The organism is Nocardioides sp. zg-1230 (genome assembly GCF_013155335.1).
GTDB lineage: Bacteria > Actinomycetota > Actinomycetes > Propionibacteriales > Nocardioidaceae > Nocardioides.
Map to the genome: position 1 here is coordinate 32,461 of NZ_JABJQZ010000005.1, position 22,485 is coordinate 54,945.

21 protein-coding genes are annotated in these 22,485 nt (G+C 72.6%); 10 read left to right on the forward strand and 11 right to left on the reverse strand.

The features are described from left to right. Window positions 1–13: 13 nt before the first annotated feature. Genes HOO61_RS24580 through HOO61_RS16075 form a run of 5 tightly spaced genes read right to left on the reverse strand, consistent with a single transcriptional unit; the run spans window position 14 to window position 4,187 of the window. Window positions 14–1,921, reverse strand: a complete 1,908-nt coding sequence (locus HOO61_RS24580; RefSeq protein ID WP_172260252.1) for an alpha/beta hydrolase — start codon at window positions 1,919–1,921, stop codon at window positions 14–16. Beyond that, complete coding sequence (locus HOO61_RS16060; RefSeq protein WP_172260254.1) at window positions 1,918–2,214, reverse strand: hypothetical protein; 297 nt, start codon at window positions 2,212–2,214, stop codon at window positions 1,918–1,920. Before HOO61_RS16060 ends, HOO61_RS24580 begins: the two co-directional genes overlap by 4 nt. Further along, window positions 2,211–2,723 (reverse strand): hypothetical protein, encoded by a 513-nt coding sequence (locus HOO61_RS16065; protein WP_172260256.1) that lies wholly within the window; start codon window positions 2,721–2,723, stop codon window positions 2,211–2,213. Before HOO61_RS16065 ends, HOO61_RS16060 begins: the two co-directional genes overlap by 4 nt. Before the next feature lie 57 nt (window positions 2,724–2,780). After that, window positions 2,781–3,290, reverse strand: a complete 510-nt coding sequence (locus HOO61_RS16070) for a hypothetical protein (protein WP_172260258.1) — start codon at window positions 3,288–3,290, stop codon at window positions 2,781–2,783. A 9-nt stretch (window positions 3,291–3,299) separates the two neighbouring features. Continuing rightward, entirely contained in the window at window positions 3,300–4,187 is an 888-nt protein-coding gene (locus HOO61_RS16075; protein WP_172260260.1) for a GNAT family N-acetyltransferase, read from the reverse strand. Window positions 4,188–4,258: 71 nt separating this feature from the next. Between HOO61_RS16075 and HOO61_RS16080 the strand changes: the two genes are divergently transcribed. The 3 genes from HOO61_RS16080 (at window position 4,259) to HOO61_RS16090 (ending at window position 7,241) form a co-directional block, all read left to right on the forward strand. Next, the gene (locus tag HOO61_RS16080) at window positions 4,259–6,301 is read left to right on the forward strand and encodes an NAD(+) synthase (protein WP_172260262.1); all 2,043 of its coding nucleotides are present in this window, start codon (window positions 4,259–4,261) and stop codon (window positions 6,299–6,301) included. Between the two features lie 132 nt (window positions 6,302–6,433). Further along, entirely contained in the window at window positions 6,434–6,820 is a 387-nt protein-coding gene (locus HOO61_RS16085; protein WP_172260264.1) for a hypothetical protein, read from the forward strand. Window positions 6,821–6,863: 43 nt separating this feature from the next. Beyond that, entirely contained in the window at window positions 6,864–7,241 is a 378-nt protein-coding gene (locus tag HOO61_RS16090; protein WP_172260266.1) for a hypothetical protein, read from the forward strand. A gap of 30 nt (window positions 7,242–7,271) precedes the next feature. Here the strand turns inward: HOO61_RS16090 and HOO61_RS16095 are convergent, their stop codons facing one another. Together HOO61_RS16095 and HOO61_RS16100 are read right to left on the reverse strand one after the other, a co-directional pair. Continuing rightward, window positions 7,272–8,570 (reverse strand): HAMP domain-containing sensor histidine kinase, encoded by a 1,299-nt coding sequence (locus HOO61_RS16095; protein ID WP_172260268.1) that lies wholly within the window; start codon window positions 8,568–8,570, stop codon window positions 7,272–7,274. Between the two features lies 1 nt (window position 8,571). Beyond that, window positions 8,572–9,276, reverse strand: coding sequence for a response regulator transcription factor (locus HOO61_RS16100; protein ID WP_172260270.1), 705 nt, complete (start codon window positions 9,274–9,276; stop codon window positions 8,572–8,574). A 111-nt stretch (window positions 9,277–9,387) separates the two neighbouring features. Here HOO61_RS16100 and HOO61_RS16105 point away from each other — a divergent pair, with 111 nt between their 5' ends. The 7 genes from HOO61_RS16105 to HOO61_RS16135 all read left to right on the forward strand — a co-directional run bounded on the left by HOO61_RS16105 (window position 9,388) and on the right by HOO61_RS16135 (window position 17,266). After that, window positions 9,388–9,822, forward strand: coding sequence for a hypothetical protein (locus tag HOO61_RS16105; protein ID WP_172260272.1), 435 nt, complete (start codon window positions 9,388–9,390; stop codon window positions 9,820–9,822). 91 nt (window positions 9,823–9,913) lie between these two features. Then, window positions 9,914–10,552, forward strand: coding sequence for a hypothetical protein (locus HOO61_RS16110; protein WP_172260274.1), 639 nt, complete (start codon window positions 9,914–9,916; stop codon window positions 10,550–10,552). A 75-nt stretch (window positions 10,553–10,627) separates the two neighbouring features. Then, window positions 10,628–11,974: a glutamine synthetase family protein gene (locus HOO61_RS16115; RefSeq protein WP_172260276.1), complete on the forward strand. Its 1,347-nt coding sequence runs from the start codon at window positions 10,628–10,630 to the stop codon at window positions 11,972–11,974. Window positions 11,975–11,988: 14 nt separating this feature from the next. Continuing rightward, window positions 11,989–12,717 carry a type 1 glutamine amidotransferase gene (locus tag HOO61_RS16120; RefSeq protein ID WP_172260278.1) on the forward strand — a complete coding sequence of 243 codons (729 nt, stop codon included), beginning with the start codon at window positions 11,989–11,991 and terminating at the stop codon, window positions 12,715–12,717. Next, on the forward strand, window positions 12,714–15,719 hold the full coding sequence (locus HOO61_RS16125; RefSeq protein ID WP_172260280.1) for a bifunctional [glutamine synthetase] adenylyltransferase/[glutamine synthetase]-adenylyl-L-tyrosine phosphorylase: 3,006 nt from the start codon (window positions 12,714–12,716) through the stop codon (window positions 15,717–15,719). The genes HOO61_RS16120 and HOO61_RS16125 overlap by 4 nt, the downstream gene beginning before the upstream one ends. 43 nt (window positions 15,720–15,762) lie before the next feature. Continuing rightward, entirely contained in the window at window positions 15,763–16,410 is a 648-nt protein-coding gene (locus HOO61_RS16130) for a SatD family protein (RefSeq protein WP_367650214.1), read from the forward strand. A gap of 121 nt (window positions 16,411–16,531) precedes the next feature. Continuing rightward, window positions 16,532–17,266, forward strand: coding sequence for a hypothetical protein (locus HOO61_RS16135; protein ID WP_172260282.1), 735 nt, complete (start codon window positions 16,532–16,534; stop codon window positions 17,264–17,266). On the opposite strand, the gene HOO61_RS16140 is transcribed toward HOO61_RS16135, so the two are convergent. The 4 genes from HOO61_RS16140 to HOO61_RS16155 all read right to left on the reverse strand — a co-directional run bounded on the left by HOO61_RS16140 (window position 17,263) and on the right by HOO61_RS16155 (window position 22,431). Beyond that, window positions 17,263–18,207, reverse strand: coding sequence for a DUF1214 domain-containing protein (locus HOO61_RS16140; protein ID WP_367650215.1), 945 nt, complete (start codon window positions 18,205–18,207; stop codon window positions 17,263–17,265). The two genes, HOO61_RS16135 and HOO61_RS16140, sit on opposite strands and share 4 nt — an antisense overlap. Window positions 18,208–18,241: 34 nt before the next feature. Further along, the gene (locus HOO61_RS16145; RefSeq protein WP_172260284.1) at window positions 18,242–18,796 is read right to left on the reverse strand and encodes a hypothetical protein; all 555 of its coding nucleotides are present in this window, start codon (window positions 18,794–18,796) and stop codon (window positions 18,242–18,244) included. A 71-nt stretch (window positions 18,797–18,867) separates the two neighbouring features. Next, on the reverse strand, window positions 18,868–20,058 hold the full coding sequence (locus tag HOO61_RS16150; RefSeq protein WP_172260286.1) for an IS110 family transposase: 1,191 nt from the start codon (window positions 20,056–20,058) through the stop codon (window positions 18,868–18,870). Window positions 20,059–20,937: 879 nt separating this feature from the next. Then, a complete protein-coding gene (locus HOO61_RS16155) occupies window positions 20,938–22,431 on the reverse strand; it encodes a hypothetical protein (RefSeq protein WP_172260288.1) in 1,494 nt (497 codons plus the stop codon). Window positions 22,432–22,485 lie beyond the last annotated feature (54 nt).

Consider the following 22,485-nt stretch of genomic DNA (forward strand, 5'->3'; position numbering starts at 1 on the left):
TCACGGCCAGTGGTCACGGCCAGTGGTCCGGCCATGCGTCGCTGAACGCGTCGCCGACCCTGTCGGCACCCTCGGCCACGGTCCGTCCGGCGTCCTCGAGCGGCTCCACCACGTAGCGGTCGACGGCCTGTTGCGCCTGGTAGGCGGCCTCGTTCTGCGCGAAGTCGTAGAGGCGGTCGTGGGCCGGGGTGTCGCGCCCAGCGACCAGGTCGACGTCGCTGTCGCGGTCGATGACGACGTTGGTGATGTTGTCGAGCGACGCCGTGCCGTCGTCGAGGTAGCTGGTGTGCCGGTCGAGGATCGCCCCGCCGTCCTGCAGGTGCCAGGGCGTGTCGGTGCCGTCGGAGGAGACGTCGAACCGGTTGGCCCCGAACGACGCCTGGCTGGGGTCGTCGCCCAGCCCCAGGTTGCCGAGGTGGACGGTGTCGCCGCCGATGCTCACCGGCACGTCGACGGAGATCTCGCCGCCGAGCCAGGTGACGAAGTCGTTCTCACGGGACCCTACGTAGACCTCGCCGGGTGGGGCGTCGAGGCCGGACACGTGGTGCACCCCGCCGCCTGCGCCGGGGCTTCCGATGAGCACGAGCGAGTCCTCGTCGAGCCCGTCGGCGGCGGCGTGCGCAGCGGTCGTCGAGCCGTAGCTGTGGCCGATGACGGTCAGGTGGGCCTGCCCGCCGGGGCTGTCGCCGGCGTGGGTCGCGCGCAGGCCGTCCACGAAGTCGCCCAGCAGGTGCCCGCCGTTCTCGGCGAGACCCTCGCCGACGACGCCGGCGATGTCGGTGAGCTCGGAGGTGATGCCCTCCGCGGCGCTGGGGGCGTCGTAGCCCATCCACGCGATCGCAGCGATGTCCTCGCCCTTGTCGTGGGCGTCGAGGAACAGGTTGAGAGCGTCCTGACCCTGCGCGGCCATCGCGGACATGTCGTTGGTCAGGCCCGGCACGATGACTGCCGTGTGGTCGGCGGTGTCCGGGTCGCCGTAGCTGACCGCGGCGGCGCCGTCGCCGTCGAAGGCGTGGGGCAGGTAGGCCATCAGGTTGGTGTCGACCGGCTCACCGGCGTGCCGCGGCGGCTGGCCGAGCGCGAGCGCGTCGCGGGTGGCCTGCACGCGCCGGAGCCAGGCGGCCTCCGCGTCGGTGAGGGTGCCGTCCTCGTCGCGCCGGCGGAGGTACTCCTCGTCGCGGTCGAGCATCCCGCGGTTGGCCTCGTCCCGGTCACCGGTGGGGATGCCGTTGGTGTTGCCGACGAGCTCGGGGAAGGCGATGGCGAGCGCGGCGCGCTGCACGTCGGTGAGGGACAGCCACCAGTCGTTGACCGACTGCGGGTCGCCCTGGGCGGCGAGCTGACGGCGCAGGGCGTCGGCGTCGACCCGGCCGGCGGCGTCGCGTGCGTCGCGCCCCTCGCTGCGGGTGTCGACCGACGCCAGGACGGCGATCAGCCGGTCCTCGTCGGCACGGACGCGTTCGAGCCAGGCCTCGCGGTCGGTCACGATGCGGTCGTGGCGTCGGGTGAGCGCGGAGGCCTCGTGCTGGAGCTCGTCGACCTGGTCGGCGGGGGCTCCGTCGGCTCGCGACCACAGCGACTCGCGGTCGCGGTTGTAGCCGGCGCGGTCGGCGTCGAGCCGGTCGAGCTCGGTGCGGCGCGTCGCCATCTGGTCGAGGTACACCTCGACCGCGGTGAGCGCCTTCTCCAGCGCCGCGACCGCGGCGTCGGCGCGGCGGCCCAGCGCGGTCATGGCGTGGCCGGCCGCGTCGGCGGCGTTGCCGGTCCAGCCGGCGGGGACGCCGTGCGACGACATCCAGGAGGTGACGTCGGAGGTGGCGATCGCGGCGGCGCGCAGGTCGGTGGCGACGGCGGAGGCCGAGGGACGTACGTCGGGCTCGGGCCACGCGGCGATCGGGGCGGGAACCACGATGGTGGTCATCGCTCGGCCCACGGCACGAGGTCGCGCAGGTCGGTGGATGCCTGCTGGTCGGTCAGCAGGAAGTCCAAGCGAACCGCGGAGAGCGCCTGCGAGTGGCTGATCGCCTCGCGCTCCAGGGCGTCGAGCTCGACGCGCCAGGTCTCGACGAACCGCGCCGCGGCCGCCGCGACGCGGGGGCCGAGCTCGGACACCTCGGACTGGGCGAGGTTGCGGCTGGCCGAGTGGAGCACGTCGGCCTGCTCGTCCCAGTCGCGGGCTGCCTGGACGATGACCGAGAAGGGGACCTGGGTCACGGCCGACCACCCGCGCCGGTCGTCTCCGTGTCGGTCCACGCGGAATCGGCCACCGGGCGCGAGGTGAGGACCAGGTCGATCCCGCCCTCGACGACGTGGGCGACGAGGCGGTGCCCGTCGCGCAGCGCCTCGAGGGTGGGTCGCGCCTGCCGCTCCAGCGGGCGCGCCTGCCAGCCGAGGTCGATCAGCGCCTGCCCCACGCGCCGCAGCTCGGCGACCTCGCGCCCCGGCGCCGGGAAGGAGGTCGGCACCGTCAGGTGCTGCTGTGCGGCCTCGTCGTGGTGCTTCCAGAACCGGAGGTCGAGGGGGAGGTCGGTGCCGAGGGCGACCCCGAGGACGCGCAACGCCTCGACGGCGTCGTCGGCCACGGCCTCGGGGTCACCGGTCCACGCCTCGGGGTCGGCAGGCCGGGGCCGGGTCGGCGGGAGGAGGACGACGTCGACGTCGGGGTGACGCTCGCGCAGCACCCGGAAGAACGGGTCGGCGGCGGCGGGGTCAGGACTGGCCATGTCGGGAGGATGCCCCGCCGCGGGTGGCGGAAACCTGCCGGTCGCGTCGTACGCCGGTCAGAGATCCCCGGACAGGTCGACGGTGCCTCGCGCCCGCGCCCGGTCGGCGCCCGCGTCGGAGAAGGCGACGCAGGGCGCGGTGAGACTGACCCGCCACTCGACGCCGTCGTCGGTGCGGCGCCCGCGCTGGACGAGGAGCTCGAGGCCATCGCGCGTCCCGGCGACGCTGGTGTCGTCGATGGTGTCCTTCAGCTCCCAGCCGGCGGCCGCCAGCTCCGTACGCAGCGCGCCGGTGCCGTCGCGCCACGACGCGCCGTCGCCCGTGAGGCCGCCCGTGATCGAGTACTCGAAGGTGTTGTTGCCCAGGTCGCAGGGCAGGTGCAGGCCGCCGAACGTGCTGGACGAGGCGCTGAGCGCCGAGGTCATCGCCGGCTTCGCGGAGCGCAGGGCGGCGAGCCCGGCCTCCTCCTGCTTCGCGGGTTCGCTCGTCTCGCGCCCGGCTGAGGACGCACCGTCGCTGCACGCCGTCAGCAGGAGCACGACCAGGACCGCCCCGAGAATCCGCATGTCGCGAGCCTATGGCCTCCGCGTCTGGCGCGAGAGCTGCACGCCGACGCCCGTGGTGGCGTAGCCGAGACGGGTGTTGAGGGCGCGCATCGCGGCGTTGCCGTCCTGGGTCCAGGTGTAGACCTCGTCGATGCCGTGCCCGGCGGCCCAGGCCAGGGTGACCAGCTTGAGGTGGACCGCCAGGCCACGACGGCGCCAGTCGCGGCGTACGGCGGTGAGGCTGTTCTCGGCGCGCGTCGGCCGGTCGGGGTCCAGTCCCAGCCCGGCGCACCCGACGACCTCGCCGTCGTGGAGCGCGAGGAACATCGGGTCGCCCAGCCAGGACCGCACCCAGCCGTCCGGGGTGACCTCGAGCGGGGCGTCCACGGCGAAGCCGGCGAGCGCCTCCAGCCCGAAGCCCTCGTAGGCGCCCTCCCAGAGCCCCGGCCGTTCCTGGGCGGTGACGACCTCGATCCCCTCAGGCGTCGGCGTCGGCTCGACGGGGCCGGTGATCCGGTAGGTCTGCTCGACCTCGCGGTTGACCTCCTCGAAGCCGAAGCGGTGGGCGAAGGCCAACGAGCCCTCGTCGTCGGCACCGGCGCGCACCGTGTCGTAGCCCAGGTCGGCGACGTGGTCGACCAGCCGTTCAAGCAGCGCGGTGCCGTGGCCGCGACGCCGGTGGTCGGGGAGCACGCGCGGGATGACCGAGCCGGCCTTGCCGATCTCCGAGCGGTTGGCCATGCCGGAGCCGACGACCACGCCGTCCTCACGCGCCAGGACGAGCAGCCGCTCCGGCGTCTCGTCCGCCCTGATCTCGGCGATCGACTGGGTACGTTCGTAGGGGACCACCGCGATCCGCACGCGGCGCCACTCCTCGAGGTCGGCGTCGGTGTCGCAGGGGCTGATGTCGAGGGCCATGGGGGCAGACTCGCGCGTCCGCCGGGGGTGGTCCACCGAGTTTCGACCCGGCGCCTCCCTAGAGTGGCGGCGTGGACTTCTACTCCGCCTACGCCCAGGGCTTCGCCCGGATCGCGGCCGTCACCGTCCCGGTGCACCTCGCCGACCCCGTCGCCAACGCAGCCGTCGTGCTTGAGCAGGCGCGCGGCTGCCACGACGACTCGGTCGCCGTCGCGGTGTTCCCCGAGCTGTGCCTGACCGGCTACTCGGTGGACGACCTCTTCCTGCAGGACACGCTGCTCGCGACGGTGGAGGAGGCCCTCGCCGAGATCGTGGCGGCGAGCGCCGACCTGATGACGATGCTCGTCGTCGGAGCGCCGGTCGTGCACGGCAACCGGGTCTTCAACGCCGCCGTCGTCATCCACCGCGGGGCGGTCCTCGGCGTCGCCCCGAAGTCCTACCTGCCCAACTACCGCGAGTTCTACGAGCGCCGGTGGTTCGCCCCGGGCGACGACCGCGAGCTGGAGTGGGTCTCCGTCGCCGGGCAGGACGTGCGCTTCGGGCCCGACCTCATCTTCCGCTGTCTCGACGTCCCCGGCCTGGACCTGCACGTCGAGGTGTGCGAGGACATGTGGGTGCCGGTCCCGCCGAGCGCCGAGGCCGCGCTCGCGGGAGCCACGGTGCTCGCCAACCTCAGCGGCTCACCGATCACCATCGCGCGCGCCGAGGACCGGAAGCTGCTCGCCCGCAGCGCGAGCTCGCGGTGCTCGGCGGCGTACGTCTATGCCGCGGCCGGGCAGGGGGAGTCGACGACCGACCTGAGCTGGGACGGCCAGACGATGGTCTACGAGTGCGGTTCGCTGCTGGGCGAGAGCGAGCGGTTCCCCGACGGCCCGCGCCGCACCGTCGTCGACGTCGACCTCGACCTGGTGCGCCAGGAGCGGATGCGGCAGGTCACCTTCGACGACAACCGGCGTACGCACCACGAGCGGGTGAACCGCTTCCGCACCGTCGAGTGGGAGCTCGAGCCGCCGACCGGCGACATCGGGCTGTTGCGCAAGGTCGACCGCTACCCGTTCGTCCCCGACGACCCCGAGCGCCTCGCCCTCGACTGCTACGAGGCCTACAACATCCAGGTCTCCGGCCTCGAGCAGCGGCTCACCGCGATCGGCACGCCCAAGGCGGTGATCGGCGTGAGCGGCGGTCTCGACTCGACCCACGCGCTCATCGTCGCCTGCAAGGCGATGGACCGGCTCGGTCGTCCGCGCAGCGACGTCCTGGCCTTCACGATGCCCGGGTTCGCAACGGGGGAGACCACCAAGTCGTACGCCACCCGGCTGTCGCAGGCGCTCGGGGTGACGTTCGAGGAGCTCGACATCCGGCCGGCGGCCGAGCAGATGCTGAAGGACCTCGGACACCCCTACGGCCGCGGCGAGAAGGTCTACGACGTCACCTTCGAGAACGTCCAGGCCGGCCTGCGCTACGACTACCTCTTCCGCCTCGCCAACCAGCGCGGCGGCATCGTCGTCGGCACCGGTGACCTCTCCGAGCTCGCGCTCGGCTGGTGCACGTACGGCGTCGGCGACCAGATGTCGCACTACACCGTCAACGCCGGCGTCCCGAAGACGCTCGTACAGCACCTGATCCGCTGGGTGATCAGCCACGGTGAGTTCGACGAGGCCGTGGGACAGCTGCTGGGCGAGATCCTCGAGCTCGAGATCACCCCCGAGCTGATCCCCGTCGAGGAGGGCAAGAAGCCGCAGGCCACGCAGGACACGGTCGGGCCCTACAACCTGCAGGACTTCACGCTCGCGCTCGTGGTGCGACACGGCTTCCGGCCGCGCAAGATCGCCTTCCTCGCCTGGCACGCCTGGAAGGACGTCGAGGCGGGGGAGTGGCCTCCGGGGTTCCCCGACGGCGCGCGGGTGGCCTACTCCCTGGAGGAGGTCCGCACCTGGCTGCAGGTCTTCGTGAAGCGGTTCTTCGCCAACCAGTTCAAGCGCTCCGCGCTGCCCAACGGCCCCAAGGTCAGCCCCAGCGGCACGATGAGCCCGCGCGGCGACTGGCGGATGCCCAGCGACGCGAAGGGCACCGCCTGGCTGGCGGAGATCGACCGGGACGTCCCGGTCTCCTGAGACTCCCCGCATGAGCGGGGACTCTGCGAGCCCTTTGCCTGCCCTTAACGGCGGGCTGGAGCGCGGTTAGCCGCGCTCGCGCGAACCTCCTCGCACGATGCCGCACCCGGCGTCGGACGACGAGGAGGAACCGTGCAGAAGAAGAAGGCAGTCATCGGGGGCGCCGCAGCAGCGGCGGTCGTGGTCGGGCTCGGGTCGTGGTGGGCCGTCGGCAACGCCGTCGAGGCCCAGACCAGTGAACGCGGCACCTGCGGCGGCGCGACGTGGGAGCTCAGCGCCGAGGCGGAGGACGGCGGCACCGAGGTGAGCGCCGAGCTGCAGTCCGCCGGGCCGGGCGAGGAGTGGCAGGTCGAGCTGACCCGCGACGACACGTCGCTGCTCACCGGCACCCGCACCACCGACGAGGACGGCGAGATCGACGTCGACGCCTTCAGCGACGGCAACCCCGGCGACGCGACCTACGCCGTCACCCTGACCCCGGCCGACGGCGAGCCCTGCACCGCCACGCTCGGCTCCTGAGACCCCCAGCCATCCCGATCCACTCCACCCGAGGAGACACCCCATGAAGAAGACGCTCATCGCCACCACGCTCGTCGCGACCGCCGCGGCCGGCAGCACGGTCCTCGTCGCCGGCCCCGCCAGCGCCGACGTCGAGCGGCGCGGCACCTGCGCCGGAGCGACGTACGAGCTCAACGTCGACCGCGAGCGCGGCGGCTTCGAGGTCGACGCCGACATCGACAACGCCCGCCCGGGCAGCGAGTGGCGCGTCGCCATCCGCCACGACGGCTCCCTCGCGACCTCGCGGGTGCTGCGCGCGGACAACGAGGGCGAGCTCGACCTCGACACCTTCCGCCGCAACACCGCCGGCACGGACACCTTCAAGCTGACGGTGACCCCGGCCGGCGGGTCGTCGTGCTCGGTGAAGGTCACCCTGCGCTGAACCCGCAGGGCCTCAGTAGTGGAGCCCGGGTCAGTCCGTCCGCAGCAGGACGGCGACCCGGGCTCCGCCCATGTCCGAGGTGCCCGTGGTGATCGTGCCGCCGGAGTCCTCGGCTGTGCGCGCGGCGATGGACAGGCCCAGTCCGGTCGACCCGGAGCCGCTCTCGCCCCGGCCCGTCGCGTCGAGGTCTGCCGGCAGGCCGGGGCCGGCGTCCTCGACGACGAGCTCGACCGTGTCGTCGTCGGCGTCCAGCGTGATGCGTACGGCGGCGTCGTCGGGGGTGTGGGAGAAGACGTTGTCGAGCAGCACATCGACCATCGCCTCCAGGTCGGCCCGGCTGGCCCGCAGCAGCGGACCGGACGCGGTCAGCCGGACGTCGTAGGCGCGGCCCTGGTCCTCCGCCAGCGGCTCCCAGTGGCGCACGCGCTCGGCGATCACCGCGACCGCGTCGGTGCGGGGGTCGAGGCCCTCGCGCTCGGAGCGGCGGGCCTCGCGGACGATCTCGTCGACGGTGGCCTGCAGCGCGTCGAGGTCCCCGGCGAGGCGGTCGCGCAGGACGGGGTCGTCCACCGTCTCCACCCGCAGCCGCAGCGCCGTGACCGGCGTACGCAGTCGGTGGGAGAGGTCGGCGACGCTCTCGCGCTCCCGGGTGAGGAGCAGCTGGATGCGGCCGACGAGGCGGTCGACCGCGCCGGCGAGCTCCTGCACCTCCGGCGGGCCCTCGACCGTCGCGACCGGGGCGACCGCACCCGGCCGGCCCAGCGTCTGGGTGTGCTCGGCCAGGCGCCGGATCGGCAGGACGAACGACCGGCCCAGCCGGTCGACGACCACCAGCGACCCGGCCAGCAGGGCCAGGGCCAGCAGCGCCAGCAGGCCCCAGGCCACGCCCACGACCGAGTCGAGGCCCGGCTCGTCGACGACCACGCGGATGACCGGCGTCTGCGACGGGAGGGCGGAGTTGCCGCCGCGGGAGACCGGCACGAGGATCTGCGATCCGCCGGTGACGTCGTCGACGCGCGCGCGGCCGGTGTTGCGGGCGTCGAGGACCAGCTCGTCCTGCCCGCGGTCGGGCCCGATCTCGAGACCGTCGGGGTAGAGCACGGTGACCCGGGTGTGGCTCTCGGCGTCGTTGAGCCGGTCGACGTACTGCCCGACGGCGCCGGCGTCCTGGCCGGAGACCACCGTCTCGACGGCCTGCACCTCCAGCGCCGCCCGTGCGAGCCGGTCCTCCAGCGCATAGCTGCGCACCAGGATGGCCATCGGGACGAGCATCGCCAGCAGCACCATCGAGATGGCCGCGGCCGCGGTCACCAGGAGGCTGCGGCGCACCTCAGCCGTCCTGTCCGGGCTCGGGCGCCGGGGCCGCGAGGCGTACGCCGACCCCGCGCACCGTGGTCAGGTAGCGCGGGGCGGCGGCGGTCTCGCCGAGCTTGCGGCGCAGCCAGGACAGGTGCACGTCGACGGTCTTGTCCGAGCCGCCCCAGGGCTGGCGCCACACCTCGACGAGCAGGTCGCGCTTGGTCACCACCTCGCCCGGCCGCTCCGCGAGGTGGGCGAGCAGGTCGAACTCGCGTGGAGTGAGGTCGACCTCGGTGCCGTCGAGGTGGACGCGCCGCCCGGCCAGGTCGATGTCGAGGCCGCCGACGGTGAGGGTCGACGGCCGCTGCCGTCCGGCGTCCACCCGGCGCAGCACGGCGCGGATGCGGGCGTCGAGCTGGGCGCTGGTGAACGGCTTGACCACGTAGTCGTCGGCGCCGGCGTCGAGCGCCCCCACCAGCGACGGGTCGTCGGCGCGGGCACTGGCGATGATCACCGGCACCTGGCTGACCGCGCGCAGCATGGACAGCACCTGGGTGCCGTCGACGTCGGGCAGGCCGAGGTCGAGCACGACGAGGTCGGGGGAGGAGTCGACGGCGAGCTGCAGCCCGCCCATCCCGGTGGGTGCGGAGGTCACCGTGTGCCCGCACTCGCGCAGGCCGCGCACCAGCAACGGCCGGATCCGGTCGTCGTCCTCGATGATCAGCACCTCGGCCACGCCGCGACGCTACCGCCCGTGGGAGCCGTGACCCGCGCAGCGACCGCGCCTTAGCAGTCCCTTAACCACCGCCTCACCTCACGCTGACGTCCGGGCGGGCACGATGGACCCGTGAGACGTCGGATGCTGCTCGTCGGCCTGTGGGCCGCGACCACGGTCGTCGCGGTGCTCGTGGGCGTCTTCGCGGTGTCGACGGTCGGTGCCACCATCCGCGACCGCGGGCCCGTCGGCGACGAGGTCGCCCGTGACGTCTCGGTCTCGTCCTCGTCGGTCCCCGACCCCGAGGGGCCGGCCGTGTCCGAGGAGGTCTCCGGCGAGTGGGGGGCCTTCCTCGTCGAGTGCCGCGACACCTGGGCGTACGGCGTCGGCGTACGACCCGACAAGGACGCGGGGTGGCGCGTCGTGAGCTGGGAGAAGGGTCCGGACGACGACGTCGACGCGGTCTTCAGCGACGGCCGCAACTCCGTCGACCTCGAGGTGTTCTGCAACCGCGGGCGGCCGACGCTCGCCGAGCTCGAGCGCAACACCCTCGGTGGGGACGACTGACCCCCGCCAGACAGCGTGCAACCTTCTCCGTGCAACCTTCTCGGCGCAAGGTGCGTCCAGTCAGCGACAGACCACCTCACGGGGAGACAAGATGACCCACCGCACCACCGCCCTGGCCCGTACCACCGCGCTCGCGAGCGCCGCCGCCCTGCTGGCCGGTGCGCTGGCCTCTGCGCCCGCCCTGGCCCAGCCCGACGCCCAGTCCGACGACCGCCCCGACGACCGCACCGCCGCCGCGCGCACCACGCTGACCTTCACCGTCGACGACTGCGAGGGCTGCGAGGTGCAGCTGGTCAACGCGCGCAGCACCCTCGACGCCGATGTGGTCCACGTCTGGGAGTCGCAGACCAGGCGGGTGACCGACGGGGCGGTCAGCTTCCGGATCCCCACCCGACGTACCTGGGGCATGTCCGCCACCGTCCGCGCGCCGTGGGAGGGCCACACCGGCTACGTCACCACCGTCGCGTGGCGCTACGACCGCGAGCGCGTGGGCGACACGGTCACCCTCGACGACGCCGTCACGAAGCGGAAGGCGTCCGCCTGCTGGGAGGGCGTGCGCAGCCGCGAGGTCACCGTGCCGCTCGTCGTGGAGAAGGTGCGCGTGCGCGGGGTGCGGAAGGAGGTCGACGGCAGCATCGCGTTCGTGCCGACGACCCAGAGCTGGCTCCCGCCGATGCGACGGGCCCCGGAGGGCGTGCTGGGCTCGCAGGACGTCAACATCTGCCGCTGACGGCGGCCCGACGCTCGTTGCCCACCCTGCGGCGGGGGTCGCCGTGCACGCCGCGGCGACCCCTAGGGTGGTGCCATGGGCAAGCAAGAGGACTTCGTGCTCCGGGCGCTCGAGGAGCGTGACGTCCGGTTCGTGCGGCTGTGGTTCACCGACGTGCTGGGCTTCCTCAAGAGCGTGAGCGTGGCCCCGGCCGAGCTCGAGAACGCCTTCGAGGAGGGCATCGGCTTCGACGGCTCGGCCATCGAGGGCTTCGCCCGCGTCTACGAGTCCGACATGCTCGCCCACCCCGACGCGTCGACGTTCCAGATCCTGCCGTGGCGCACCGGCGAGGACGGCGGGCCGGCGACTGCGCGCATGTTCTGCGACATCGTGATGCCCGACGGCAGCCCCTCCTACGCCGACCCGCGGCACGTGCTGAAGCGCACGCTGAGCGCGGCCGCCGACAAGGGGTTCACCTTCTACACGCACCCCGAGATCGAGTTCTACCTGTTCAAGGACGTGCCCGGGAAGGGCGACGAGCCGCAGCCGGTGGACCGCAGCGGGTTCTTCGACCACACCGCCCAGTCGCGGGGCGCGGACTTCCGCCGCGAGGCGATCACGATGCTCGAGGCGATGGGCATCTCGGTGGAGTTCAGCCACCACGAGGGCGGCCCGGGCCAGCAGGAGATCGACCTGCGCTACGCCGACGCGCTCACCACCGCCGACAACATCATGACCTTCCGCACGGTCATCCGGGAGGTCGCGCTCGGCCAGGGGATCTGGGCCTCGTTCATGCCCAAGCCGTTCACCACGCACCCCGGGTCGGGCATGCACACCCACGTGTCGCTCTTCGAGGGCGACCGCAACGCGTTCTTCGAGGCCGGCGCCCAGTACCAGCTGTCGAAGACCGGACGGCAGTTCATCGCCGGCATCCTGCGCCACGCCAGCGAGATCAGTGTCGTCACCAACCAGTGGGTCAACTCCTACAAGCGGCTCCTCGGCGGCGGCGAGGCCCCGTCGGGCGTGTGCTGGGGCCACAACAACCGCTCCGCGATGGTGCGCGTGCCGATGTACAAGCCCAACAAGGGGCAGTCGACCCGCGTCGAGCTGCGCACGATCGACCCCGCCTGCAACCCCTACCTCGCCTTCGCCGTCGTCCTCGGCGCCGGCATGAAGGGCATCGAGGAGGGCTACGAGCTCCCCCGCGAGGCCGAGGACGACGTCTGGTCGCTCACCGAGCGCGAGCGCAAGGCGCTCGGCATCTCGCCGCTGCCGCGCAGCCTCTGGGACGCCATCGGCATCGCCGAGGACTCCGAGCTGCTGGCCGAGACGCTCGGCGAGCACGTCTTCGACTTCTTCCTGCGCAACAAGCGCGCCGAGTGGGAGGAGTACCGCACCCAGGTCTCCGCCTACGAGCGCGACCGGATGCTCCCGGTCCTCTGAGCCCAGGAGCTGTGATGGGGAGCCCGCGCGTGCTCGTCGTCGAGCACCAGGAGTCCTGCCCGCCCCGGCTCGTGGGCGACTGGCTGGCGGAGGCCGGCTGCACGCTCGAGGTGTGCCGCCCCTACGCCGGCGACGACCTCCCCGCGCTGACGTCGTACGACGCCGCGGTGGTGCTGGGCGGCGAGATGAGCGCCAACGACGACGACACCGTGCCGTGGCTGGCGCCGCTCAAGAGCGGCATCCGCGACGCGGTCGCCGGGGGCACACCGTTGCTGGGGATCTGCCTCGGCCACCAGGTCATGGCGGCGGCGCTCGGCGGGCGGGTCGAGCGCAACCCGCGTGGCCAGACCGTCGGCCTGCAGCCCGTCGGGTGGACCTTCGCCGCCGCCGACGACGCGTGGGCGGACGGGCGGACCGCGGCCGAGGTCGCCATCCACTGGAACAACGACGTTGTGGTCGAGATGCCCGACGGCGCGGTCGTCCTGGCGCGCAGTCCCGGTGGCGAGGTGCAGGCGGCACGCTTCGGGCCGCGGGCGTGGGGCATCCAGGCCCACCCCGAGGCCGACACCGACGTCGTACGCCGCTGGGCGGAGTCGGACCGCGAGGACCACGTCGCGCTGGGCCTCGACCAGGACGAGGTCCTCGCCGCGATCGAGTCGGCCGGGCCGGCGCTGGCAGGGCACTGGCGCCCGATGGCCCACCGCTTCGCAGCGATCGCCGCCGGGGCGGAGGCGCGCGGATGAGCCCGGCAGCGAGCTCGGCGGGGACCTACGTCCGCAAGGGATTCGTCGACGGCGCGGCTGCCGCGCGCGGCATCGAGCGCCTCGGAGACGCCGGCCCGCCGCTGACCGACGAGCTCGCCGCGTCCGCCGACCCCGACGCCGCGCTCGACGGGCTGCTGCGGCTGGTCGAGGCGCTCGACGAGCAGTCGGCGGGTGCCGGGCGGGAGATGCTCGCCGAGGTGGCCGACGACGAGGGCACGGCGATGCGACTGTGCAGCGTGCTCGGTGCGAGCCCCGCGCTGGCCCACCACCTGGTGCGCCACCCCGAGCAGTGGCGCGAGCTGACCGACCCGACGCTGGGCAGCACGCGCACCGCGGCGTACGCCCTGCGTGAGGCGATGCTGACGGCGGTGGGCGCCGACCCGCACGCCGCCGAGCCGGTGGCCGGACTGCCGGACAAGGAGGCCGTCGACGCGCTGCGCGTGGAGTACCGCCGCCACCTGCTGCGACTGGCCTCGCGCGACCTGGCCCACCACGTCGGGCTCGACGACGCGGCCGCCGAGATCTCCGACCTCGCGGCAGCGACCCTCGACGCCGCGTTGGCCGTGGCCCGGGTCCGGGTCGGCGAGCACGCCGGCGCCGCGCGCCTGGCGATCATCGCGATGGGCAAGTGCGGCGGCCACGAGCTCAACTACATCTCCGACGTCGACGTGGTCTTCGTCCACGAGGCCGCCGAGCTGGAGTCGGGGGAGCGGGCCGACGACGGCGTCGCCCTGCGGGCCGCCACCCAGCTGGCCTCGCAGCTGATGCGGATCTGCTCCGACCACACCCGCGAGGGGACGATCTGGCCTGTCGACGCCAACCTGCGCCCCGAGGGCAGTCAGGGCCCGCTCGTGCGCACGCTCGCCAGCCATCAGGGCTACTACGAGAAGTGGGCCAAGACTTGGGAGTTCCAGGCCCTGCTCAAGGCCAGGCCGGTGGCCGGCGACGCCGAGCTGGGCCGCCGCTACTGGGACATGGTCACCCCGATGGTCTGGAGTGCCGCTGGGCGCGACGGCTTCGTGGCCGACGTGCAGGCGATGCGGCGCCGCGTCGTCGACCACATCCCGGCCCACGAGGCGGAGCGCCAGATCAAGCTCGGCTCCGGCGGCCTGCGCGACGTCGAGTTCGCGGTGCAGCTCCTCCAGCTCGTGCACGGCCGGTCCGACCCGTCGCTGCGCGAGGGGGCGACGCTCAGCGCGCTGACCCGCCTCACCGAGGGCGGCTACGTCGGGCGCCAGGACGGGGAGAAGCTGCACGAGGCCTACACCTTCCTCCGCACGCTGGAGCACCGGATCCAGCTGTACCAGCTGCGGCGTACGCACGTCCTGCCGGACGACGAGGCGTCCCTGCGCCGGCTCGGCCGGTCCATCGGCATCTTCTCCGAGCCGGCCGCCCAGCTCGAGCGGCAGTGGCGCCACCACCGCCGCGAGGTGCGCCGCCTCCACGAGAAGCTCTTCTACCGTCCGCTGCTCGGCGCCGTCGCGAAGCTCCCCGGCGCCGAGGCCCGGTTGTCGCTCGAGGCCGCGGAGGCCCGGCTGTCCGCACTGGGGTACGCCGACCCACGGGCCGCGCTGCGCCACCTCGAGGCACTGACGAGCGGGGTCTCGCGCACCTCCGACATCCAGCGCACCCTGCTGCCCGTGCTGCTGGAGTGGTTCGCCGACTCGCCCGACCCCGACGCCGGCCTGTTCGGCTTCCGCCGGATCAGCGAGAGCCTGGGACGCAGCCCGTGGTACCTCACGATGCTGCGCGACGAGGGCGAGGTCGCCCAGCGCCTGGCCGTCGTCCTCGGCACGTCGCGCTATGCCACCGACCTCCTCGAGCGCGAGCCGCAGGGCGTGAAGATGCTGGGGGAGTCGCTCGTCCCGCTGAGCGCCGAGGCAGCACTGGCGGAGATGCAGTCGCTGGTCGAGCGCGCCGAGACACCCGAGGCCGCGGTCGCCGCGGTGCGTGCCGTACGCCGTCGAGAGCTGCTGCGCATCGCGTGCGGCGACCTCGTGGCCGGCACCGACGTGGCGCTGGTGGGGCAGGGGCTCAGCCGCCTCACCGACGCGACGCTGCAGGCCACGCTCGACATCGCGATCGAGTCGGTACGCCGGCAGCGTGGGCTGGACGCCCCGGCCAGCCGGATCGCGGTGATCGCGATGGGCCGCTACGGCGGGTTCGAGCTGTCCTACGGCAGCGACGCCGACGTGATGTTCGTGCACGAGCCGGCCGAGGACGTCGAGGCGCAGGCCGCGTCGTCGTACGCGACCGCGGTGGTCGCGGAGCTGCGCCGCCTGCTCTCGCTGCCGGCCAGCGACCCGCCGCTGGAGGTCGACGCCGACCTGCGGCCGGAGGGCAAGAACGGCCCGATGGTGCGCACGGTCGAGTCCTACGCCGCCTACTACGCCAAGTGGTCGTCGGTGTGGGAGTTCCAGGCGCTGCTGCGCGCGGACGCGGTGGCAGGCGACGAGGACCTGCGGGCGCGCTTCACCGACCTCATCGACCCGCTGCGCTTCCCGGTCGAGGGGATCTCCGACTCGGCGGTGGTGGAGGTGCGCCGGATCAAGGCGCGCGTCGACGACGAGCGCCTGCCGCGCGGTGCCGACCGCCACACGCACCTCAAGCTCGGGCGCGGGGGACTGGCCGACGTCGAGTGGACCGTGCAGCTGCTGCAGATGAGGCACGCGGGCCGGGTCGAGGCCCTGCGCACGCCCCAGACGCTGCCGGCGTTGCAGGCAGCGACCGACGCGGGGCTGATCTCGGAGGACGACGCGGCGACCCTGGCCGAGGCGTGGCGGCTGGTGAGCCGGGTGCGCAACGCCGTGACCCTCGTCCGTGGGCGCCCTTCGGACCAGCTGCCCCGCGACTCCCGCGAGCGGGCGGCGGTCGCGCAGGTGCTGGGCTACCCCCAGGGGGCGTCGGACCAGATGGTCAACGACTACCTCAGGACCACCCGGCGGGCGCACGCCGTGGTCGAGCGGGTGTTCTGGGAGTGAAGGTCCATGGTTCATTCGGCCCTGAAGAAGGTATGATCTTCATGTGAGCGATGTGAAGATCATTCCTTCAGTCACGGTCATCGGTGACCTCGTGCGGTCGCGGGACACCGCCGACCGCGCGGCTGTCCATCGACGCTTCGAGCAGGCCGTGGCAGCCGCGAACGAGACCTACGCTCCCACCGTGCCGCTCCGCATCGGCACCGGCGACGAGTTCCAGGGCATCTTCCGCACCCTCGGCGACGCGATCGCCGCGGGCCTGCGGCTGCGCCTGGCCCTGATGCCGAACGTCGACGTGAGGCAGGGCATCGGCTGGGGCCGGGTGGTCGTCCTGTCCGAGCAGCCGCGGGTCGAGGACGGCCCCGGCTGGTGGGCCGCCCGCTCCGCCATCGAGCAGGTCGAGGGACTCGAGCGCCGGGCGCCGCTGCGCGCGGTGCGCACGGCGTACGTCGCCGCCGACGGGGAGCCCGGGCCGGACCCGGCGCTGGTCAACGCAGCCCTCATGACGCGCGACCAGATCGTCAGCGGGCTGTCCGAGCGCTCGATGGCCGTGCTCGAAGGGCTGCTGGCCGGTCGGCAGCAGCAGGAGATCGCCGACGACCTGGGCATCAGTCCCTCGGCGGTCTCGCAGCGGGTCCGTGCCGACGGGATCGGGGTGCTGCTGGCGGCCGACGAGCTGGTACGGGCCCTGTGAAGGGCGGCGGCAGCGCCGATGCCGGTCCCGGCGGCCTGTCGGCGTGCCCGGTGTCGGTCCTCCGTGGTCTGCTGTCTCCCGAGAGCCGGCCGGACCTCCTCGCGCCGGAGGAAGGACGTCGATGAGCTGGCTCGGGATCCTGCTGATCGGTTTCGCCGTGACCGACCTGACCCACTCGGTGCGCCGCACGCGTTACCTGCCCGAGTGCGTCGGAGCGCTGGTGGCGCTGTGCGTCGGGTTGCTGGCGGGGCTCACGTCGGGGCGTGACGTCGCTGCGCTGCTCGTCATCGCCGCCGTCGTGCTCGGGTGGGGACTGACCGTCACGTGGGGCTTCGGCCATCCCGGACCCAAGGCGGCTCGACTGCCCCTGGGCGTGTTCGTCGCCTCTCTCGTCGGGGCGATCGCGTGCTCGGGCCTCGCGCCGGAGGCCGGGGGACCGCTCGCGCGATGGCTCGACTCGCTGACCGTGGCCGACCTGGGCGACGTGTCGGCCGACCGGTTCCTGCTGCTGCTCGGCGCCTTCGCCATCCAGCTGTCCACCGGCAACGTGCTCGTCCGCCTCGTGCTCAAGGCGACCGGCACGATCAACCCGCGCGCCGACGGCGCGATGCCGCCGACGCAGCTCAAGGGTGGTCGGCTCCTCGGCCCGCTCGAACGGGTCTTCATCCTCGCGCTCGCGCTCGGCGGCCAGGTGACGGCCGCCAGCGTCGTCGTCGCGGCCAAGGGCCTGCTCCGCTTCCCCGAGCTCTCCTCGCGCCACGAGCAGCAGACGGTGCACGAGATGACGGAGTACTTCCTGCTCGGGTCGTTCGCGTCGTGGCTCGTGGCGCTGGGCTCGTTCGTGCTCGTGGCCTAGGTGGTGAGCGTGGGGAACGTCCACGCGCCGCTGAGGATCTCCGGTCGCGGGCGGTAGAGGCGGACCAGGTAGTTCCAGCCGTCGGTGATAGGCAGCGAGTTGCGCGCCGGGTCGCCGTCGCCGCCGAAACGGACCGTGACACTGCCGTCGTCGTCGCGGGCGGCGGTGATGCTGTTGACGCTGTAGGCGCTGCGCTCGTTGGGCTCGAAGTAGCCCTCGGCGTTGTAGACCGAGATCGACCAGAAGCCGTCGACCGGCACGTCGGGACCGACCGTGAGCTCGTACTCGCCCACGGGCAGGCCGGGGGAGACCCCCACGTACGTCGCCTCGGCGTCGGGCAGGCCGCCCCAGCCGGCGGCCGAGCCGATCAGGTGGTGCACCGGGTCGACGTCCTCCCGCCGCCCGAAGCTCGCCTCGAAGGACGTCATGTCGGCGGCCAGGCCGAGGAGTGCCTGGCGGGTCCGGTCGAGGCTCGCGGTGTCGTACTCCGGGGGCGTGAAGGGTCGGCCGGCAGGGACGTCGAGGTGGAGCTGGTCCTGGAGGGCAGCGACGGCTGCCAGGTCGTCCGGGTCCCGCGGGTCGACCAGCGTGCGCGCGGCGAGCACCACGTAGGGGCTTCCGAGGTCCTCGACCGTGAGCTGGTACGTGCCGGGGTCGTGGAAGACCCGGTTTATGTGGTGGTCCTCGTCGACTGCCATCACCGACAGGTACCGGCGTCCGGCGTCCGGCACGGTGAGGGTCGCCCCGCTGGAGACGTCGACCACCGCGAAGCTGTAGAGCGTGTCGCGGTTCATCCGGATGACGGTCTGCTTCTCGACCGATGCGGGCGCGCGGTTGTGCTCGAACCTGTTGCTGCCGCCGGCGTCGCGCTGCAGGTCGGCCATCATGCGATGGGTCTCGGCCCGGGCGAAGTTGTCCACGTTCACATGGGTCGCAGTCACGTCGCGATCCTCGACGGGCAGCTGAGGCTCAGGCTCACCCGACTCGGGTGAGCGTGTCCGTCGATCGGCGCAGGGTCGCGATGCCGATCGACGTCCAGGCCAGGCCGAGGCACAGCAGTGGTATCTCGAGGAGGCGTTCGTCGACCTCGGCGAGCGCGCCCCCAACCAGGAGTGCCGGCACCGTGCCCACCCCGGTCCAGAACGTGAGGGGAGCAGGGGAGAGATGCACCTTCAGCAGGCACAGCTGTCCCGTCAGCAGCGCGAGCGCCCAGGCAGCGATGAAGGGATCCAGGATCTCCCCGAGGAGCTCGCCGGTCAGGGCGACCAGGCCGGTCCCCACCGCGAACCAGGCCGCGGCCGCGACGACCGTCCGGCGGCGGCTCGGTGGCAGGACGAGGTGCGCGACGCCCACGAGACAGGCGCCGAGGAGCGGGAGCGCCAGCTCGAGGGTCAGGGGCGGTTGGACGCCCGTGGCCAGGATCAACCCGCTTTTGACGGCCCAGCACAGCCCACCCGCCACACCGGCGGCGCCGGCGAGGCGGACGAGCGTCGCCGCGCCGGGGTGCGGGAGGGCTGGCAGGTCAGCCATGTCCTCGAGTCTGCACCAGTTGCGCGCCCCAAATCCGGGTCGTTAGTGCCCGGATCTGCCACCCCTCTGTGTCAAGACGCAGCAGGGAGTGGAGTTCTAGGCTGGGTTCTGGCGGGTCCGGGAAGTGGCTTGTCCGAAGAGTTGGTTTGGGGCTGTGATCCGGCCGCGCTGGAGTCAGAGTCGTTGCCCCGTTGCCCTCCCGGGCCCGTCCACATCGGCGCTTTGGTGGTGCGGACGGCGTCGTTGAGCATGGTCTGGAAGACGATGTCGGACAGTCGCCGCTTCACGCACCGCATGGCTTCCATGGGTGCTTTGCCGTCGGCTTTCTTGCGGTCGTAGTAGTCGCGTCCAGGGGTGGGGTTGCGCAGCTGCACGCGGGCCATGGTGTGCAGGACGCGGTTGATCTGTCGGTTGCCCTTGCGTGAGAGCCGGTGCCGGGTCTGGTCGCCGGAGGAAGCGTCGATCGGTGCGGTTCCGTTCCAGGAAGCGAAGTGGGACTTGTTCGGGAACCGGGTGATGTCGCCGACTTCGACCAGCAACCTGGCGGCACCGGTGGGTCCGATGCCGTGCAGGTCCAACAGCGTCGTACCGGTCGCGCGGACCAGCTCGGTGAGCTCCTTGTTGGCTTCCTTCTTCCGCGCGTAGATCCGCTCGAGGTCCGCAACGAGCTCAGCGGCCACTTTGCGGCGGGTCTTGCCGACCACGTCGCGTGGACGGACCTTGGCCAGCAGAGCCTTGGCCTGGGCCGCGGACAGGTCGCGCTTCGCACCACCCGGGATCAGCTCGAGCAGCAACTGGTGCAACTGCGAGGTCTTGCGCGTGTGCTCCTCACCCAGCGAGCGACGCCGGTCGACCAGCAGTCGCAGCACGGCAAGCTGCTCATCGTCGACGACCGGACGCAGCCCGGCCATCCGGGTACCGACCAGGGCGACGGAGTGCGCGTCAGTGGCGTCGGTCTTGCGTCCCTGACCGGTCGAGAACACCCGCGCTCGCGCCGACAGCTTCGGTGGAACATCGACGACCTCTTCGCCAGCGGCGAGCAACCGGACCGCGACATGATGACCGATCCCCGAGCATCCCTCGATCGCCCAGACGCGGTCCGGGAACTGCCTGACATAGCGCCCCATCTCGGCGAACCCGGCCTCGTCAGTGCCGTACCGGCCGCCACCCAGGACGGTCTCGTCGGCTGTCATCGCCTCGATCGTGACCGACCGTTTGTGTGGGTCCATACCGATCACCACACGACTGCTCTCGTCCTTCATCAGCTCCTCCGATGCTCGCTCCATCACTGGTTGTCGAGCCAGGAGGGCAACGCTGCTTCGAGCTGGGCAAACCCCTCTTGAGCCTCTCCTAGCCCTAGCGACGCCCGGGTCACGCAGGCCAAATGAGAGCCACACGACCAGCGTGGGCAGCCGAAATGAGAGCGACAACCCGGGCGCCTGGACCGAGCCTCGCCAGACCCGGTCCTGGGGTCAATGGAACAAGCAGCCGATGAGCGGGCACCGGATGTCAAGTTGGGCTTCGTAGACCGGCGGCGGACGCACCCTCCCGGCGACGACGATGAGGACCGGCACGGCTTGGGACCCTCGCCATGGCCCATGTCGACTTGCCCTCATGAGCACTAGTCCGCACTAGTCCACGCCGTCGCCCGAGCGTAGCGTTGACGCGTCCCCACGAGTCGGGAGGTCGCCATGTGGTGGATCGGCGCAATCGTCGCAATCGTCGCGTTCCTTGTTCTCTTCGAGTGGCGCTACGGCAGCAGGCCCGAACGTCCCGGTTTGCGAGAAGTCCACCATGCAGTCCGTAGCGGCCGAACGATGACCGGTGGCCACAACACAGACGAACGACGCAACTGACCCGACACCCGGGAAGTGCGCCGAGCTCGGCCATCGCGCATGCAGGGGACAGACGTCCATCGGCTTGCCGAGTAGCGTGTTCTGCCGCGATCCGCGCCATGCCGATGGGCGCTTCCTCGGGTGTGCGTGAGTGGAAGCACCCGTACAGCATCCAGTAGGTGAGGGACGGTCCACGAGGCTTCGTCTCGACCCCGTGACTGCTCGGGGCATCCACACGCCGAACGCCCGCACATGCCGCGATGAGCGCGTCCGCACGCCGCGATCGCCTGGGCCAGCCGGTCCGCTCTAGGCGTAGTAGAGGTCGACGCCGGCGGGTGCTTCGAGGATGATCCGTGCTTTCTCGGGGTGGATGCGGTGGGTGCCGGTGTGGTCGATGAGGAAGCCCATGTTGTGGGGGGTGAGCCAGACGTAGCGGCCTTCGCCGCACTGGCGCGAGCGGTAGCCGGCGTGGGTCTTCCAGCGGTGGTGTCGTCGGCCGAGGGGGCCGGAGTTGTGGGAGCCGGTCTGGCCGGGCGGGGGATCTCGACCCTCGTCGCCGCTTTCGTGGCCGTGGTCGTAGGGGGTGGGGTGGTCGAGGTCGACGTGGCGGCTGGTGGAGGTGGCGTAGGGCCAGTAGTCACCGCCGGTGACGAGGTGGACCTGGTCACGCAGGGACTCGGGGTGTTCGTAGGCGGTGTGGCGGACGCGGTCGGAGAGGTCCTTGACGGGCTGGACCGTGAGGTCGTGGCGGCCCAGGAGCTCGGTGAGCCGGGCGAGGGTGAGCGGGCCGAGGCCCTCGACCCGCGCCACCCCTGCCACGGCGTCGACCCCGCCGAAGCCGTGCAGGGACGCCTCGTGCAGGTGGACGTGCAGCACCGCTTTCGGGGCGAGGGGTCGTACGTCGACCTCGCGCAGGGTGTCGAGGAGGTCGGCGGGGAACGCGAGTGCGCGGGAAAGCCCCCGCTCCGGTTCCGGCTCGGCCACGTCTTCGAGCTCGGGCTCGGGCTCGTGCTGGGGCTCGGGCGGGGTGGTGGTGTGTTCGAGGAGGAGGGTGAAGAGCTCGGCGGGGCGGGCGAGCCAGCCGAAGGCGTGGGCGCGGAGCTCGTCGGGGTGGGCCTCGGGGTGGCGCGGGGCGAGGATCTCGCCCACGCGGTGCACGATCGCATCGACCGCGGCGGCGTCGCCGGCCTCGAGGCGGGCGATGAGGGTGCGCAGGCCGTGGTCGTCGGTGCGGCCGAGGCCGACGTAGCGGCGGCGGCGTTCGGCCTCGCACCGCTCCTCGTGCGCGGCGGGGTCGGCCTCGATGATCTTGGCTGCCGCGACGTCGAGGACCCGGCCGATGGCCTCGGTGGCGATCATCCGCGACACCGCGGAGTCGACCAGCCCGACGGTGTCGGCGCCGAGGTGGCGCGACAGCTTCGCGACCCGGCGGGCGACCCACACCTCGCACTCCCCCCGCCGGCAGACCGCCCAGGTCAGCGGGAGGCGGTGCTGCAGGTCGAGCACGTCAGCCAGCATGTGCTGGGTCGCGGTCGCCCCCGCCCCACGGGCCAGCGCGATCTCGCCGAGGCAGAAGTCCTGCACGCCCGGGGTGCCCTCCCCGCCGACCTGACGCAGCACGTTCCCGATCCGGCGCGCGACGTGGCCGTCGGGGCCCTCGGTCGGGTCGGTGGAGTGGACCGCGGCCCAGGCGGCGAGCACCTCGAGCTTGTGGACCTCGGCCAACCGAGCGGCGTGCTCGGCCTCGGTCGCGGCGGCCAGCAGGCCGGTCGCGTCGAGGTCACAGAGGTCGCCGTTCATGAGTTCCACGCTAGCCACCACCACCGACACTCACCCCGCCATTCCACGCGTGGA